The organism is Bordetella trematum (assembly GCF_900078335.1).
GTDB classification, from domain to species: Bacteria; Pseudomonadota; Gammaproteobacteria; order Burkholderiales; family Burkholderiaceae_B; genus Bordetella; species Bordetella trematum.
On sequence record NZ_FKBR01000012.1, the window covers coordinates 1 to 16,029 of the forward strand.

Here is a 16,029-nt window from a genome sequence, read left to right on the forward strand (position 1 = left end):
GGCTGGCCATGGCCGCATAGTTTCTACTTTTGAAACCCGTGCAAAACGGGGGCATTACCCAAGGCGCCAAAGGCACTCTGTTTGGACTCCCGTATAGACCAGGCAGCTTGGCAGACAAAGTAGTAGAAGCTTTCGCAGGAACTCACGACATGATCGGAGGAAAGTGGAGCGGTCTTTATGACAAGGAAGGAAATGCAACCCGAGATCGTTCAAAATTTGTTTCAACAGCGCAAAATGCGTGGTCTGTTGCTGCGATAGCACCGGCAGCCCCGTTTGCCATGTCCGAGGCACTGCCAGCAAATGTGTGGCAGGCAATTTCATTGCTATTGAAGGCTGCCAAATGAGATCTGGGTTCTGGTGGAAGAAAATGGCATCATCGCTGACACTCGCCTTCCTGGCCGGCTGTGCCATTGGCAATGGTCAAATATGTGGACCGCAAACTCCAGCTGCTTATTGCGATAGCAACGCGTATAAGCAACTCACTCAGCCTCCTCCTCTACGTGATTCTTGGGTTGGCTCAAGTCTTCAATCACGGGCACAGGATTGGGTTCATTGCGGAGGCTCCTCTGATGGCTGGTTCGACGTCCAGACCAATGACCCCTCCGGGAATGATTACAACCAAAAGGCAAAAGAAAAATCGCACAGTATCCAGCGCTGCATGCTGAAGAACGGTTACCGCTACACAGGACAGTGCGATAGCTCAGTAATGAAGCAGGCACCAGCATGCCTCGATAATCCCCCAGCAAAAGCCACGCAGTCAGGAGTAGGATTTTCTCGTTGAGGAGTTCTACCGCATCAGGAAGTCGAGATTTACGGATAGCCAGATCCTTGAAGCCATCAAGCGCGTGGAGGCTGGTTTTCCCGTTCCAGAGCTGTGCCGGGAGCTGAGAACCGGCGTAGCGGCCTCGACAACGGACTGGGTGAGCTTGACCTTGGTGACGCCTGTTTCGAGCCAGTTCCCAGAAGCCTCGTAGAGGCCAAACGGTAGGAAAGCCGGTCCAGTCCTAGAAAGCACCGGCATATATTGAACGCACGTAAGTACTTGATAAACCAGCTGTATCGTGTTCTGGCATCTAGATTCAGGAGTCATCCTGAAATAAAAAAAACCCCGCGCAGGCCTGAGCCGTTGGCGGGGTTTTCCGGGCATGGCAGCGGAGCCGCAATGCCGCTCAAGCGATGATCAGCGCTTGACGTTGCGCACTTCGGAGCCGGTGTACAGCTGGCGCGGGCGGCCAATCTTGTATTCCGGATCGGACAGCATTTCGTTCCACTGGGCGATCCAGCCCACCGTGCGGGCCAGCGCGAAGATGGCCGTGAACAGCGAGGTCGGGATGCCGATGGCACGTTGCACGATGCCCGAGTAGAAGTCCACGTTCGGGTACAGCTTGCGCTGCACGAAGTAGTCGTCTTCCAGGGCGATGCGCTCCAGTTCCATGGCCAGCTTGAAGAGCGGATCGTTCTCCAGGCCGAGGGCGCCCAGGACTTCCTTGCAGGTTTCCTGCATCAGCTTGGCGCGCGGGTCGTAGTTCTTGTAGACGCGGTGGCCAAAGCCCATCAGGCGCACGCCCGAGTTCTTGTCCTTGACCTTCTCCATGAACTCGCCGACCTTCGCCACGCCGCCATTGGCCTGCAGGTCTTCGAGCATCTGCAGGCAAGCCTCGTTGGCGCCGCCGTGAGCCGGGCCCCACAGGCAGGCCACGCCGGCAGCGATGGCTGCGAACGGGCTGGTGCCAGACGAGCCGCACAGACGCACCGTCGAGGTCGAGGCGTTCTGTTCGTGGTCGGCGTGCAGGATGAAGATGCGGTCCAGCGCGCGCTCGACCACGTCGTTGACCTTGTACTCTTCGCAAGGCGTGGCAAACATCATGCGCAGGAAGTTGCCGGTGTACGACAGGTCATTCTGCGGGTAGATGTAGGGCTGGCCTTGCGAATACTTGTAAGCCATGGCGACCAGCGTCGGCATCTTGGCGATCAGACGGATGGCCGAGATGTGGCGATGCTGGGCGTTGGTGATGTCGGTCGAGTCGTGATAGAAGGCCGACAGAGCGCCCACCAGACCGGTCAGCACAGCCATCGGGTGCGCATCGCGACGGAATCCGCGCAGGAAGAAGTGCATCTGCTCGTTGACCATCGTGTGATGGGTCACTTGCGAGTCGAAGTCCTTCTTCTCTTCACCGTTGGGCAGCTCGCCGTTCAGGATCAGATAGCAGATGTCCAGGAAGTCGCACTTGACGGCCAGCTGCTCGATCGGATAGCCGCGATACAGCAGCTCGCCCTTGTCGCCGTCGATATAGGTGATGCCCGACGAGGTCGCGGCCGTCGACATGAAACCCGGGTCATAGGTGAACATGCCCGTTTGACCGTACAACTTGCGGATGTCGATCACATCCGGGCCGACCGTACCTTTGTACACCGGCAATTCGATGGGTGCGCTGCCATCCGATAGGGATAGAGTCGCTTTCTTGTCAGACAGGTTCATCGCTATTTCCTCGTAATGAATCAGAGCTCGCGCATCCGGGCAATGATGGCGCGCAGCCGCGGCGTGTCGAGTTCGCCCTCGAGCTCCTTGCGCGCCAGCAGCAGGTCGAGCAGGTCGTTGTCTCCCATCTCGAACAGCTGCGTCAGTACCGATACGTCCTCATCGGTAAGCTGGAGCTCGTAAGCGTCCAGATACCGGGTGATGATCAGGTCATTCTCGAGCAAGCCACGACGCGCGCGCCAGCGTAGCCGAGCCCTCTGCAATTCCGTGAGCTTGCTCATTGAAAGCCTTCTTTGCCAATAACCACTTAGACCGTACGCCGGACCATCAATTCCTTGATCTTGCCGATCGCCTTGGTCGGGTTCAGTCCCTTGGGACAGACGTCGACACAGTTCATGATCGTGTGGCAGCGGAACAGACGATACGGGTCTTCCAGGTTGTCCAGGCGGCGGGCGGTGGCTTCATCGCGGCTGTCCGCGATAAAGCGATAGGCCTGCAGCAGGCCGGCGGGGCCGACGAACTTGTCGGGGTTCCACCAGAACGACGGGCAGGAGGTCGAGCAGCAGGCGCACAGAATGCACTCGTACAGACCATCCAGCTCTTCACGCGCTTCGGGCGACTGCAGACGCTCGTGCTCGGGCGGCGGCGTGTCGTTGATCAGGAACGGGCTGACCGAGTGGTACTGATTGAAGAAGTGCGTCATGTCCACGATCAGGTCGCGGATCACGGGCAAGCCGGGCAGCGGCTTGAGCACGATCGGTTCTTTCAGTTCACGCAGGTTGGTCGTGCAGGCCAGGCCGTTCTTGCCATTGATGTTCATGGCATCGGAACCGCACACGCCTTCGCGGCAGGACCGGCGCATGGCCAGGCTGTCGTCGACGTCGTTCTTGATACGCACCAGCGCATCGAGCAGCATCTTGTCGGTCGGCTCAAGCTCGACCTCAAGCTTCTGCATATAGGGACGCTCGTCCTTGTCCGGATCGTAGCGGTAGATTTCGAATTTAACGATTCGCTTATTGCTCATGCCAGATCCTGCTTAGAAAGTACGGGCCTTGGGCGGGAAGGACTCGACCGTCAAGGGCTTCATCTGCACCGGTTTGTAATCCAGGCGGCTGCCTTCGGAATACCACAGCGTGTGCTTGAGCCAGTTCTCGTCGTCGCGGTTCGGGAAGTCGTTCAGGGCGTGAGCGCCACGGCTTTCCGTACGGTTGGCGGCCGACTTGATCGTGGCACGGGCTACTTCGGTCATGTTGGCCAGTTCCAGCGCCTCGACGCGCGCGGTGTTGAACACCTTGGACTTGTCCTTGAAGTAGATGCTCTTGGCGACCTTGGCCAGATCTTCGATCTGCTCGACGCCCTCGTTGAGCAGGTCCAGCGTGCGGAACACGCCGCAGTGACGCTGCATCGAGATGCGGATGGCGTTGGCCACGTCCTGGGTCTTCTCGCCGGAAGTGCGCGATTCGAGCTCGTTGACGCGGTTGAGCGAGAAATCGACGGCTTCCTTGGGCAGCGGCTGGTGAGCGCGCTGACGCTCGGGGTGCGACTCGACGATGTGGTTGCCGGTGGCGCGACCGAACACGATCAGGTCCAGCAGCGAGTTGGTGCCCAGGCGGTTGGCGCCGTGCACCGACACGGCGGCGCACTCGCCGACCGCGTACAGGCCGTTGACGATGCGGTTTTCGCCGTTGATGTACTCGAGCACCTGGCCGTGATAGTTGGCCGGGATGCCGCCCATCTGGTAGTGAATCGTCGGCACGACCGGGATCGGTTCCTTGATCGGGTCGACGTTGCCGAACTTGATGGCGATCTCGCGGATCGAGGGCAGACGCTTGTTGATGACGTCGGCGCCCAGGTGATCCAGCTTCAGCACCACGTAGCTGCCGTCAGGACCGCAGCCACGGCCTTCCTTGATTTCCTGGTCCATCGAGCGCGACACGAAGTCGCGCGGAGCCAGATCCTTCAGCGTGGGCGCATAGCGCTCCATGAAGCGCTCGCCATCCTTGTTCAGCAGGATGCCGCCTTCGCCACGCACGCCTTCGGTGATCAGCACGCCCGCGCCGGCCACGCCAGTCGGGTGGAACTGCCAGAACTCCAGGTCCTGCAGCGGGATGCCGGCGCGCGCCGCCATGCCCAGGCCGTCACCGGTGTTGATGAAGGCGTTGGTCGATGCAGCCCAGATACGGCCGGCGCCGCCGGTGGCCAGCACCGTGGTCTTGGCTTCCAGGATGTAGATCTCGCCCGTTTCCATTTCGAGGGCGGTCACGCCCACCACGTCGCCATCGGCGTTGCGCAGCAGGTCCAGCGCCATCCACTCGACGAAGAACTGGGTGCGGGCGGCAACGTTGCGCTGATAGAGCGTGTGCAGCAGGGCGTGGCCCGTGCGGTCAGCAGAGGCACAGGCGCGCTGCACCGGCTTCTCGCCGAAGTTGGCGGTGTGACCGCCAAACGGACGCTGGTAGATCGTGCCGTCGGCGTTACGGTCAAACGGCATGCCGAAGTGTTCCAGCTCGTACACGGCGTTGGGCGCTTCGCGGCACATGAACTCGATGGCATCCTGGTCACCCAGCCAGTCCGACCCCTTGACGGTGTCGTACATGTGCCAGTACCAGTTGTCTTCGCTCATGTTGCCCAGCGCGGCGCTCACGCCGCCCTGCGCCGCAACGGTGTGCGAGCGCGTGGGGAACACTTTGGACAGGACCGCAACCGAGAGTCCCGCCTGGGACAGTTGCAGCGAACAGCGCAGGCCGGCTCCACCGGCGCCTACGACCACCACATCAAATTGGCGGCGCGGCAAGGAATTCATGACAGCGACCACGGCTTAGATTCTCCAGATGATTTGCGCGAAATACACGACGGTGCCAAGCAGCCAGAGGACGGTCAGCACTTGCAGCGTCATACGCAGCCCCACCGGACGGACATAGTCCATCCACACGTCGCGCACGCCGATCCAGGCATGCCAGGCCAGCGCGATGAACGCCAGCGAAGCCAGGATCTGGCCCAGCGGAAGGGCATAGACGTGGAAGGTGAACAGCGCCTTCCAGTTTGCATAATCGAAGGCCGGCATGAGCAGCAGGCCGATGATCAGCACCAGCGTGTAGGCCGCCAGGACGACGGCGGTCAGGCGCTGGGCGATGAAGTCCATCGTGCCGTAATGCGCACCGACGACGAGGCGCTTGGGGCCATAGTTCTTGGTGTCTTGCATTACAGGACTCCGAACAGTTTGAGAGCGAAGATGAGGGTCAGGATCAGGCTGACGGCAAAGGAAGCAGCGGCGCTCTTGCGGCCGGCCTCTTTGTTCACGCCGATGTGCAGATCCATGATCAGGTAGCGGATGCCGGCACAGAAGTGGTGCAGGTAGCCCCAGATGAGGGCAAGCAGAACCAGCTTGACCAGGGGATTGCCCGCGTACTGGGCGATCTGGGCGAAGCTCTCGGGCGAGGCCAGACTGGCCGCGAACAGCGGCAGGATGACCAAGGGAAGACAGAAAAAGAGCAACATACCGCTGATGCGGTGCAGGATCGAAAGGCGCCCCGCTAAAGGCAAACGATAACGAAGAATTTGCGGGATGCTGATATTGCGAAACTGCGGACGCGGCTTGGCAGCTGAGTCGGACATGACGGCCTCGGTGTTTCGGAACTAGGGGATCGTGACGGCGAAAGTGCCATTGCCTTTGAGGGCAAACGCGCTATTTTCGCTCAGAGAACGGGTTCGTATCAAATCGTGGGGAAAAAACTCATCAATTCAAACTATTGCGGTAGTGATAGTGATCGGTAAGGTACAAGCCGCGGCGCATTTCCATCGGCCTGTCGCCATAGGTATACGAGATCCGGTCGACCTGCAAAAGCGGGGTGGCCGGGGCCACTTGCAACAAGGGCGCGATCTCCTCTGAGGCCGCCACGGCGCGGATTTTTTCATCGGCGCGCACCATGCTAACCCCGAACTCGGACTCAAACAGCCCGTAGAGCGGTACACGATTAGCCTTGAGCAATTCGAGGGTCAGACCCTTGAAGGCTGCGCCCGGCACCCAAATGTCGTCAATGATGGTCGGCACGCGGCCCAGCGACAACTGCCGGCGGATGGAAACCACGGTTTCGCCGGCGCGCAACTCCAGCGCGCGGGCCACTTCGGCCGTGGCGCGCAGGCGGCGACATTCCAGCACACGGCTTTCGACGCGGCCGGGCTCGCTGGCGTCATCGGGGGCAAGCCGCAGGAAGCGATATCGGATGCGGGCTTCATGGTGGGTGGCCACAAACGTGCCCTTGCCCTGGCGGCGCACCAGCATGTGCTCGGCAGCCAGCTCATCGACGGCCTTGCGCACCGTGCCCTGGCTGACCTGGAAGCGGGCGGCGAGATCGATTTCAGAGGGGATCAGTTCGCCAGGCTTCCATTCGCCCTGCTCCAACCCCTGCAACAACAGATCCTTGATCTGTCGGTAAAGCGGGCTGAAAGCAGCGCCAGCGCCCGCCTGCCGGATGGCACGGGAGCGTAGCGGAGAGTCGGGCCGGAAATCTGCCATGGGTGTCTTGGAAATCGGAGAAGTTTGCCCGGCGCGGGGCCAGCCCGGACGCATGAAAACATGCCGGCCCGATGAGGCCGGCACGACGGCGAACAAACGCGCCATTGTGACACAAACCTTCCAAAGCTGTCCAACGTCTTATGTCTTATATAAGATATAAGATAGTTTGACGTGAACGTAAAATCAAACTAGCATTTCCGGCTATTCGGAGCACCGCTGCCGACGCTTTCGCCGGGCTCCAGGGATTACACTATTTGGCGCGATTAATCTCGCCAGACCATCATTGGAGAACATTCATGTCCAAACCCGCCATGCGTGTCGCCGTCACCGGTGCCGCCGGCCAAATCGGCTACGCCCTGCTGTTCCGTATCGCCTCCGGCGAAATGCTCGGCAAGGATCAACCCGTCATCCTGCAACTGCTCGAAATCCCCGACGAGAAGGCCCAGAAGGCGCTCAAGGGCGTGATCATGGAGCTGGAAGACTGCGCCTTCCCGCTGCTGCAGGAAGTGACCGCCCACAGCGACCCGATGACCGCCTTCAAGGACGCCGACGTGGCCCTGCTGGTCGGCGCCCGTCCGCGCGGCCCCGGCATGGAGCGCAAGGACCTGCTGACCGTCAACGCCCAGATCTTCACCGCCCAGGGTCGCGCCCTGAACGCCGTGGCCAGCCGCGACGTCAAGGTGCTGGTGGTCGGCAACCCGGCCAACACCAACGCCTACATCGCCATGAAGTCGGCGCCGGACCTGCCCGCCAAGAACTTCACCGCCATGCTGCGCCTGGACCACAACCGCGCCCTGTCGCAACTGGCTGCCAAGTCGGGCAAGGCCGTGGCCGGCATCGAGAAGCTGGTCGTGTGGGGCAACCACTCGCCCACGATGTACCCCGACTACCGTTTCGCCACCGTTGACGGCCAGCCGCTGGCCAAGCTGATCAACGACGAAACCTGGAACCGCGAGACCTTCCTGCCGACCGTCGGCAAGCGCGGCGCCGCCATCATCGAGGCCCGTGGCCTGTCGTCGGCCGCCTCGGCCGCCAACGCCGCCATCGACCACGTGCGTGACTGGGTGCTGGGCAGCAATGGCAAGTGGGTCACCATGGGCATCCCCTCGGATGGTTCCTATGGCATCCCGGAAGGCATCATCTACGGTTTCCCGGTGACCACCGCCAATGGCGAGTACACCATGATCAAGGATCTGGAAATCGACGCCTTCTCGCGTGAGCGCATGGACTTCACGCTGAAAGAGCTGCTCGAAGAGCGCGACGGCATCAAGGATCTGCTCAAGTAATCCGCCTGCCGAAGCTGGGCCCGCCGCAAGCGGGCCCTGTTTCCAAGGGGCAGGCGCCATCGGCGCCCTCCCCTTGCCCGGCTCATCCGCCTGCCGTCTCGCACCCGTCATGGCGCTGCAAGACGGCAGACGGATAATCCGGCCTGCCGCTCAGGCGCGGCCGTATTCCTCAGAACAAGACACGCCGTGCGCCTGGCGCCCGGCACACACTCCGGAGACCCGAAGCATGTCCAAACCTGAATCGGCCGGCGCCCTGTTCCGCCGCGCCCTCGCCGAAGAACAGCCGCTGCAGATCATCGGCGCCATCAACGCCAACCACGCCCTGCTGGCCAAACGCGCCGGCTATCGCGCCATCTACCTGTCCGGCGGCGGCGTTGCTGCCGGTTCGCTGGGCCTGCCGGACCTGGGCATCAACACCCTGGACGACGTCCTGACGGACGTGCGCCGCATCACCGACGTCTGCGACCTGCCGCTGCTGGTGGACATCGACACCGGCTTCGGCCCTTCGGCCTTCAATATTGCGCGCACGGTCAAGAGCCTGATCAAGTTCGGCGCGGCCGCCTGCCACATCGAAGACCAGGTCGGCGCCAAGCGTTGCGGCCACCGTCCGGGCAAGGAAATCGTCAGCACCGAAGAAATGGCTGACCGCGTCAAGGCCGCCGCCGACGCCCGCACCGACAGCGACTTCTTCCTGATTGCGCGCACCGACGCGATCGCTTCGCACGGCGTAGACGCAGCCATCGAGCGCGCCATCGCCTGCGTGGAAGCCGGCGCCGACGCCATCTTCGCCGAGGCCGCCTACGATCTGCCCACCTATCGCCGCTTCGTGGATGCCGTGAAGGTGCCGGTGCTGGCCAATATCACCGAATTCGGCAAGACGCCGCTGTTCACGGTCGAAGAGCTCAAGAGCGCCGGCGTCGGCATGGTGCTTTATCCCCTGTCGGCCTTCCGCGCCATGAACAAGGCCGCCGAAACCGTCTACGAGACCATCCGCCGCGATGGCCACCAGAAGAACGTGCTGGACTTGATGCAGACCCGCGACGAACTCTACGATCGTATCGGCTACCACGCCTTCGAATCGCAGCTGGATTCGCTGTTCGCCAAGGACAAATCGAAGTAATGCATAGCGGCGGCAGGCCCGGCCCGCCGCCGCATGCCGATTGAGCCTATTTCCATCGCAAGGAGAACGTGAGACATGAGCACCCCGGAAAAGCAGGACGCACAAACTGAACAAAAACCCGCCTTCAAGCCGAAGAAATCGGTCGCGCTCTCGGGCGTGACCGCCGGCAACACGGCGCTGTGCACCGTTGGACGCAGCGGCAATGACCTGCACTATCGCGGCTACGACATCCTGGACTTCGCCGACACGGCCGAATTCGAGGAAATCGCCCACTTGCTGGTGCACGGCAAGCTGCCCAACAAGGCCGAACTGAAGGCCTACAAGGAAAAGCTGCGCGCCCTGCGCGGCCTGCCCGCCCAGCTGCAAAGCGCCCTGGAAGCCCTGCCGGCCGCCAGCCACCCGATGGACGTCATGCGCACGGCCGTCTCGGTGCTGGGCTGCGTGCTGCCCGAGAAGGATGACCACAACCTGCCCGGCGCGCGCGACATCGCCGACCGCCTGATGGCCAACCTGGGTTCGGCGCTGCTGTACTGGTACCACTACAGCCACAATGGCCGCATCATCGACGTGCAGACCGACGACGACAGCATCGGCGGCCACTTCCTGCATCTGCTGCACGGCGAGAAGCCCTGCGACGAGTGGGTGCGCGCCATGCACACCTCGCTCATCCTGTACGCCGAGCACGAGTTCAACGCCTCGACCTTCACCGGCCGCGTCATCGCCGGCACGGGTTCGGACATGTATTCGGCCATCACCGGCGCCATCGGCGCCCTGCGCGGCCCCAAGCATGGCGGCGCCAACGAAGTGGCCTTCGAAGTGCAAAAGCGCTACGAAAACCCGGATGAAGCCGAAGCCGACATCCGTCGCCGCGTCGAGAACAAGGAAGTCGTCATTGGCTTCGGCCACCCGGTCTACACGATCTCGGACCCGCGCAACAAGGTCATCAAGGAAGTTGCCCGCGAACTCTCCGAGGCAGCCGGCAGCACCAAGATGTTCGACATTGCCGAGCGCCTGGAAACCGTCATGTGGGAAATCAAGAAGATGTTCCCCAACCTCGACTGGTTCTCGGCCGTCAGCTACCACATGATGGGCGTGCCGACCGCCATGTTCACCCCGCTGTTCGTGATCGCACGCACCGCGGGCTGGTCGGCCCACATCATCGAGCAGCGCGTCGACAACAAGATCATCCGCCCGACCGCCAACTACACCGGCCCGGAAAACCAGAAGTACCAGCCGCTGGATGAGCGCAAGTAAGTTGCCAGTTTCTGGCAGGTAGTACCGGCGGGGCCATCCTGGCCCCGCCGCCGCATTGCAAGGGAGTGCCGTATGTCGTCTCATATCGCCAACGTCCGCCCCGAACCCGATCAGGTCCTGTCCGACATCGCGGACTATGTCCTGAACACCTCCCCGCCCAGCGCGCTCGCGCTGCAGACTGCCGCCCACTGCCTGATCGACACCCTGGGTTGTGGCCTGGAAGCCCTCGAATACCCCGCCTGCACCAAACTGCTCGGCCCGCTCGTGCCGGGAACCCTGGTGCCGCATGGCGCCAAGGTGCCGGGCACACCCTATCAGCTGGACCCGGTTCAGGCCGCCTTCAATATCGGCGCCATGATCCGCTGGCTGGATTTCAATGACACCTGGCTGGCCGCAGAGTGGGGGCACCCCTCCGACAACCTGGGGGCCATCCTGGCCTGCACCGACTGGCTCTCGCGCACGGCGGTGGCCGGCGGCCATGCGCCGCTGCGCATGCGTGATGTGCTGACGGCCATGGTTCAGGCACATGAGATCCAGGGCTGCCTCGCCCTGGAGAATGCCTTCAACGAAGTCGGCCTGGACCACGTGGTGCTGGTCAAGGTCGCCTCCACTGCCGTGGCCGCCCGTCTGCTGGGCCTGAACCGCGAAGAAATCATCAACGCCATCTCGCTGGCGTGGGTCGATGGGCAGAGCCTGCGCACCTATCGCCATGCCCCCAACACCGGCAGCCGCAAGAGTTGGGCCGCCGGCGACGCCACCAGCCGTGGCCTGCGCCTGGCGCTCATCGCGCGCACGGGCGAAATGGGCTATCCCTCGGTGCTGACCGCGCCCACCTGGGGCTTTTACGATGTGCTGTTCAAGGGCAAGCCATTCCGGTTTCAACGCCCTTACGGCAGCTATGTCATGGAGAACGTGCTCTTCAAGATCTCCTATCCGGCCGAATTCCATGCCCAGACCGCCGTCGAATGCGCCATGCAGGCGCACGCCATGATGCGCGCGCAGGGCAGATCGATCGAGGACATCGCGCGCATCACCATCCGCACCCAGGCCGCCTGCCTGCGCATCATCGACAAGACCGGCCCGCTGCACAATCCGGCCGACCGCGACCACTGCATCCAGTACATGGTGGCCGTGCCGCTGATCTTCGGCCGCCTGGAGGCGGCCGACTACGAGGATGCAGTGGCTGCCGATCCCCGCATCGATGCGCTGCGCGAGCGCATGACCTGCATCGAAGATCCGGCCTTCACCCGGGACTACCACGATCCCGACAAGCGCTCGATCGCCAACGCCCTGGCGGTGGAGTTCAAGGATGGCAGCCGCCTGCAGGAAGTGGTGTGCGAGTTCCCCATCGGCCATCGCCGCCGGCGCACCGAAGGCATCCCGCTGCTGCAGGCCAAGTTCCGCCGCAATCTGGCGCGCCGTTTCGCGCCGCGGCAGCAACAGCGCATCCTGGCGGCATCGCTCGAGCTGGAGGTGCTGCAGGAGATGGCCGTACACGAGTACGTCGACCTGTACACCCCCTGAGACGGACGGCGGGCAAGGCCCGCCGTCCCCTTACAATGGCGTCTCTTTTCAAAGGATGATGCCGCCATGGCTATGCTCTGGGTCAAGACCTTCCATATTGTCTTCGTCACCTCGTGGTTCGCAGGCCTGTTCTACCTGCCCCGCATCTTCGTCAACCTGGCCGAGGAAAGCGACAATGCCGCACTGCAACGCCTGCTGGGCATGGCGCGTCGCCTTTATCGCTTCATGACCCTGCTGGCCGTGCCGGCCATCCTGCTGGGGCTGTGGCTGTACATCGGCTATGGCATCGGCATGGGCCCGGGCAATGGCTGGATGCATGCCAAGCTGCTGCTGGTCGTATTTCTGATCGGCTACCATCACGCCTGTGGCGTGATGCTGCGCAAGTTCGAGCAAGGCCGCAACAAGCGTCCGCACACTTTCTATCGCTGGTTCAACGAAATCCCGGTGCTGCTGCTCGTACTGGTCGTGGCTCTGGTCGTCATCAAACCGTTCTAATTTTCCCGCCGGCGCAAGCCCTATTCGTATGTCCCACGATGCAGAAGATCGTCCGCGCAAGACGCTGACGATCAAATCCAAGCCGCCCGCAGAACGCGACGCGCCCCGCAAGCGCAGCGGCGCACGGGCCCGCCAGGCCTCGCAGCGCGAACGTGCCGAGGAGCGCTCGCGCGAGCGGGCCCAAACGCCCGACCCGGTCTCGGCCCCCGCCCCCAGCGGCTATGCCGCGCGTCCGTCAGGGTCCGGCCGGCCGCGCGCCTATGCGTCGGCCGAGCGCGGCACCCGTTCGCGCGGCGACGATCAGGCCGGCGAGAACCGCCGCCGCAGCGGCCTGGGCGTGGTGCGCGACGACACGCCGGCCCCCGACTGGGATGATGTGTTCGCCGCCCCGGCCGCAGACGAAGCGCCAGCGGTCGATACTCCCGAGGCCTTCCGCCAGCGCCGCCACCACGGCCGCAGTGCCGAGGTCTTCCCTTGCTATGCCCCCTGCCCGCAAGGTCTGGAAGACGCCCTCACCGCCGAAATGCAGGCCCTGGGTTTCGACGATGCGCAGGCGGGACGCGCCGGCTGCGCCTTCACCAGCGACTGGTCGGGCATCCAGCGCGCCAACCTGTACTCGCGTCTGGCCGCGCGCATTCTGGTGCAAGTCGGGCAGGCTGACCTGCGCCATGAGGACGAATTGCTTGATCTGGCCTACAGCGTCCCCTGGGAGCGCTGGTTCGGCCCCGAGGACACGCTGAGGGTCGATACGTCGGCCATCAAGAGCCCCGTGCACAGCCTGCAGTACTGCAATCTGCGCGTCAAAGACGGGATCTGCGACCGCCTGCGCGACCGCGAAGGCGCACGTCCCAGCATCGACACCGTGCGCCCCGATGCCCGGGTGCAGCTTTTCATGCAGGGCACCCACGCCACCCTTTATCTGGATACCTCGGGCGAATCCCTGTTCAAGCGCGGCTGGCGCCTGGACAAGGGCGAAGCGCCGCTGCGCGAGAACCTCGCCGCAGGCATGCTGGCGCTGGCCGGCTGGGATCCGGCAGCGGCACTGCTGGACCCCTTCTGCGGCAGCGGCACGATTCTCATCGAGGCCGCCTGGATCGCGCTGGGCGTGCCCCCGGGCATTTCGCGCCCCTTCGGCTTCGAGCGCATGCGCCACCACGATGCGCGCCGCTGGCGCGACCTCAAGGACGACGCCCGCTCGCGCGTGCGCACCCAGCTGGACATTCCGCTGGTGGGCTACGACATCGATCCCCAGGCGATCGAATTCGCGCGCGCCAACGCCGAGCGCGCCTGGCTGACCGAAGACACCATCCGCTTCGAAGTGGGCGACGCCCGGCAGGTTCAGGCCCCCGCCCCCGAAGGCTGGATCGTCACCAACCCGCCCTATGGCGAGCGCATGGAGGTCGAGGACGAGTTCTGGCGCGAATGGTCAGCCTGTTTGAAACAGCAGTTCGCCGGCTGGCAGGCCCACGTCATCTCCAGCGACATGAAGCTGCCCCAGCGCATGCGCCTGAAACCGGTGCGGCGCATCCCGCTGCACAACGGTTCCCTGGATTGCCGTCTGTTCGCCTTCGAGCTGGTTGCCTCCAGCTATCGCAAGGAATGATGCGTCGCTGTCAAATCGCCGCAACCTGCCAGCCCCAGACTACGCTCTAACGCTTTGTTGCAGGAAAGCCCCGGAACCGGGCAGATCAGCTTGCTAATTCTAGGGTTAACCCCTACAATTCGGGTTAACCCTAGAGACAAAGCAAGCAAGCCCCCTGGAGGCTGTGTGATCTACCTCAACGAAACGACCCGCCTGACCGACGAACTCGAACGCCAGCTGATGCTGCAGGCCATGGAAGAACAATTCCGTCCGCGTCCGATGCGCGCCCTGGCAGCCGGCCTGCGCAAACTGGCCCATGGTCTCAAGCAGCTGTTCAGCAGCAAGGCCGGTTCGGCCGCCCACGCGGCGTAATACCCCGGCGGCGCCAAAAGCGCCCGCCCTGCAGTACCGATTTCCCCTTGGGGGCTGCAAAGCCCCTTTTAAGACCCGCCCTTATCGGCGGGGTTTTTTTTGCCGCCGCCCCGGGCCTGGACCACCATGGGTTCAGGCCGGGCCCACACAAGCGCTCTCCTGCCGGACACATCGGGCGGCGATGGTTGCCCAAGGGCTGGACGGTCGGGTACAACACCGACCCGGCGCCATTCCTCACGCCGCACCAGCCCTTTGCGAGCGAGCCCCCATGAAACTGTCCCACATCGACGTTTGCAATGCCGTCCTGATGACCGGGTCCGTCACGGGCGCGGCCAAGCTCCTGCACCTGAGTCAGCCGGCCGTGACCAAGCTGCTCTACAGCGCCGAGAACCAGCTGGGTTTCAAGCTCTTTCTGCGCGAGAAGAACAAACTCGTGCCGACCGCCGAGGCCTTGCAACTGCAGCCCGAATTCCAGGCGATCGCCCAGCAACTCGATCGACTGCGCGAGCATTCCCGCAGCCTGGCCAACAAACCGACCCACGTGCTGCGGGTGGCCTGCGCGCCGTCCATCGCCGCGGCCCTCATCCCGCAGACCCTGGAGACATTTTCACAGCTGTTTCCGTCGGTCAGCTGCGAAATCGAGGCGCTCACCCACGACAGCATCGTGCAGAAGGTCATGCAGTGCGAATGCGATGTCGGCCTGTCGCTGGCCTCGCTGCCCAACCCCGCCCTGGTCGAGGAAGTGCTGGCCAGCGGCGTCATCGTCGGCGTGGGCCCGAATTCGATGATGGACATGGACACTTGCGGCGGACTGTCGATCAATGACCTTGCCCATCTGCCGTTGATCCGCGTGCCGCCGGGCGGCCCACATGGCGAAGACCTGGTGCCGCTGGCCAGCGGCAATGCCGCCCTGACCATTTCCACCAATTATCTGGCGCTGCGGCTGGCCGAGCGCGGCATGGGCGTGGCCCTGATCGATTCGTTCACGGCCGCCCAGGCCGATCGGCGCCACAATCGCGTCGTGGCCCTGGACCCGGCCATTCCGGTGCGCATCTACTATCTGCGCGCGCATCGCGCGCAGGGCCACAACGCCGCCAGGCGCTTCGTGGACATCGTGGCCGCCATGGCCGCCCGGGCGCACCGCTCGCTGACCGAGTCCAGCCAGGACTGACCCCGCATTGCCTGCGTCCGGACGCTGTGCCGGGGCAACCCCTGATACGCCCCGATCCGCGGGCGCGGCGGGGTTTTGACGCCGCGCAGCATAACGAAACGGAATGCCTTGGCCCGTTTTTTCATGCTTGCAACCCGACGAATTCCCACAGAATCGCAGCAGCCTTGATATTGCAAAAGGCACGGCCCGAGGGCACCGAGCACATCGATGCCCCTGACACCTACAAAGGA

General features: G+C 63.3%; 16 protein-coding genes and 1 pseudogene. 10 read left to right on the forward strand and 7 right to left on the reverse strand.

Going from position 1 to position 16,029, the window contains the following annotated elements:
* The first annotated feature begins 149 nt into the window (after positions 1-149).
* Both A7V84_RS21020 and A7V84_RS21025 read left to right on the forward strand, forming a co-directional pair.
* Positions 150-344, forward strand: a complete 195-nt coding sequence (locus A7V84_RS21020) for a hypothetical protein (protein ID WP_147297408.1) — start codon at positions 150-152, stop codon at positions 342-344.
* Between the two features lie 450 nt (positions 345-794).
* A pseudogene (locus A7V84_RS21025) lies at positions 795-884 on the forward strand (transposase); the annotation flags it as partial.
* 296 nt (positions 885-1,180) lie between these two features.
* Here A7V84_RS21025 and A7V84_RS06005 read toward each other — a convergent pair.
* From A7V84_RS06005 to A7V84_RS06035, 7 genes are all read right to left on the reverse strand, one after another.
* Complete coding sequence (locus tag A7V84_RS06005) at positions 1,181-2,479, reverse strand: citrate synthase (protein WP_025517791.1); 1,299 nt, start codon at positions 2,477-2,479, stop codon at positions 1,181-1,183.
* A gap of 20 nt (positions 2,480-2,499) precedes the next feature.
* Positions 2,500-2,760 carry a succinate dehydrogenase assembly factor 2 gene (locus A7V84_RS06010; RefSeq protein WP_025517792.1) on the reverse strand — a complete coding sequence of 87 codons (261 nt, stop codon included), beginning with the start codon at positions 2,758-2,760 and terminating at the stop codon, positions 2,500-2,502.
* Positions 2,761-2,786: 26 nt separating this feature from the next.
* Positions 2,787-3,503: a succinate dehydrogenase iron-sulfur subunit gene (locus tag A7V84_RS06015; RefSeq protein ID WP_025517793.1), complete on the reverse strand. Its 717-nt coding sequence runs from the start codon at positions 3,501-3,503 to the stop codon at positions 2,787-2,789.
* 12 nt (positions 3,504-3,515) lie between these two features.
* Positions 3,516-5,294 carry a succinate dehydrogenase flavoprotein subunit gene (gene sdhA / locus A7V84_RS06020; RefSeq protein WP_025517794.1) on the reverse strand — a complete coding sequence of 593 codons (1,779 nt, stop codon included), beginning with the start codon at positions 5,292-5,294 and terminating at the stop codon, positions 3,516-3,518.
* A gap of 3 nt (positions 5,295-5,297) precedes the next feature.
* Positions 5,298-5,681 carry a succinate dehydrogenase, hydrophobic membrane anchor protein gene (gene sdhD / locus A7V84_RS06025; protein ID WP_025517796.1) on the reverse strand — a complete coding sequence of 128 codons (384 nt, stop codon included), beginning with the start codon at positions 5,679-5,681 and terminating at the stop codon, positions 5,298-5,300.
* Positions 5,681-6,094, reverse strand: a complete 414-nt coding sequence (gene sdhC / locus A7V84_RS06030; protein ID WP_025517797.1) for a succinate dehydrogenase, cytochrome b556 subunit — start codon at positions 6,092-6,094, stop codon at positions 5,681-5,683. Before sdhC ends, sdhD begins: the two co-directional genes overlap by 1 nt.
* A 121-nt stretch (positions 6,095-6,215) precedes the next feature.
* Positions 6,216-6,995 (reverse strand): GntR family transcriptional regulator, encoded by a 780-nt coding sequence (locus A7V84_RS06035; protein WP_063492590.1) that lies wholly within the window; start codon positions 6,993-6,995, stop codon positions 6,216-6,218.
* 296 nt (positions 6,996-7,291) lie between these two features.
* Between A7V84_RS06035 and A7V84_RS06040 the strand changes: the two genes are divergently transcribed.
* The 8 genes from A7V84_RS06040 (at position 7,292) to A7V84_RS06075 (ending at position 15,799) form a co-directional block, all read left to right on the forward strand.
* Positions 7,292-8,281, forward strand: a complete 990-nt coding sequence (locus A7V84_RS06040; RefSeq protein ID WP_025517800.1) for a malate dehydrogenase — start codon at positions 7,292-7,294, stop codon at positions 8,279-8,281.
* 226 nt (positions 8,282-8,507) lie between these two features.
* Positions 8,508-9,401 carry a methylisocitrate lyase gene (gene prpB, locus A7V84_RS06045; RefSeq protein WP_025517802.1) on the forward strand — a complete coding sequence of 298 codons (894 nt, stop codon included), beginning with the start codon at positions 8,508-8,510 and terminating at the stop codon, positions 9,399-9,401.
* A gap of 75 nt (positions 9,402-9,476) precedes the next feature.
* A complete protein-coding gene (gene prpC / locus A7V84_RS06050) occupies positions 9,477-10,655 on the forward strand; it encodes a bifunctional 2-methylcitrate synthase/citrate synthase (protein ID WP_025517804.1) in 1,179 nt (392 codons plus the stop codon).
* A 72-nt stretch (positions 10,656-10,727) separates the two neighbouring features.
* Positions 10,728-12,179 carry a bifunctional 2-methylcitrate dehydratase/aconitate hydratase gene (locus A7V84_RS06055; protein ID WP_063492055.1) on the forward strand — a complete coding sequence of 484 codons (1,452 nt, stop codon included), beginning with the start codon at positions 10,728-10,730 and terminating at the stop codon, positions 12,177-12,179.
* A gap of 72 nt (positions 12,180-12,251) precedes the next feature.
* Positions 12,252-12,674, forward strand: a complete 423-nt coding sequence (locus tag A7V84_RS06060; RefSeq protein ID WP_025517807.1) for a CopD family protein — start codon at positions 12,252-12,254, stop codon at positions 12,672-12,674.
* A 28-nt stretch (positions 12,675-12,702) separates the two neighbouring features.
* Positions 12,703-14,277, forward strand: a complete 1,575-nt coding sequence (locus A7V84_RS06065) for a THUMP domain-containing protein (RefSeq protein WP_063492054.1) — start codon at positions 12,703-12,705, stop codon at positions 14,275-14,277.
* Between the two features lie 165 nt (positions 14,278-14,442).
* Positions 14,443-14,628: a hypothetical protein gene (locus A7V84_RS06070; RefSeq protein ID WP_025517810.1), complete on the forward strand. Its 186-nt coding sequence runs from the start codon at positions 14,443-14,445 to the stop codon at positions 14,626-14,628.
* A 268-nt stretch (positions 14,629-14,896) separates the two neighbouring features.
* Positions 14,897-15,799 (forward strand): LysR family transcriptional regulator, encoded by a 903-nt coding sequence (locus A7V84_RS06075; RefSeq protein WP_033534226.1) that lies wholly within the window; start codon positions 14,897-14,899, stop codon positions 15,797-15,799.
* Positions 15,800-16,029: the final 230 nt, after the last annotated feature.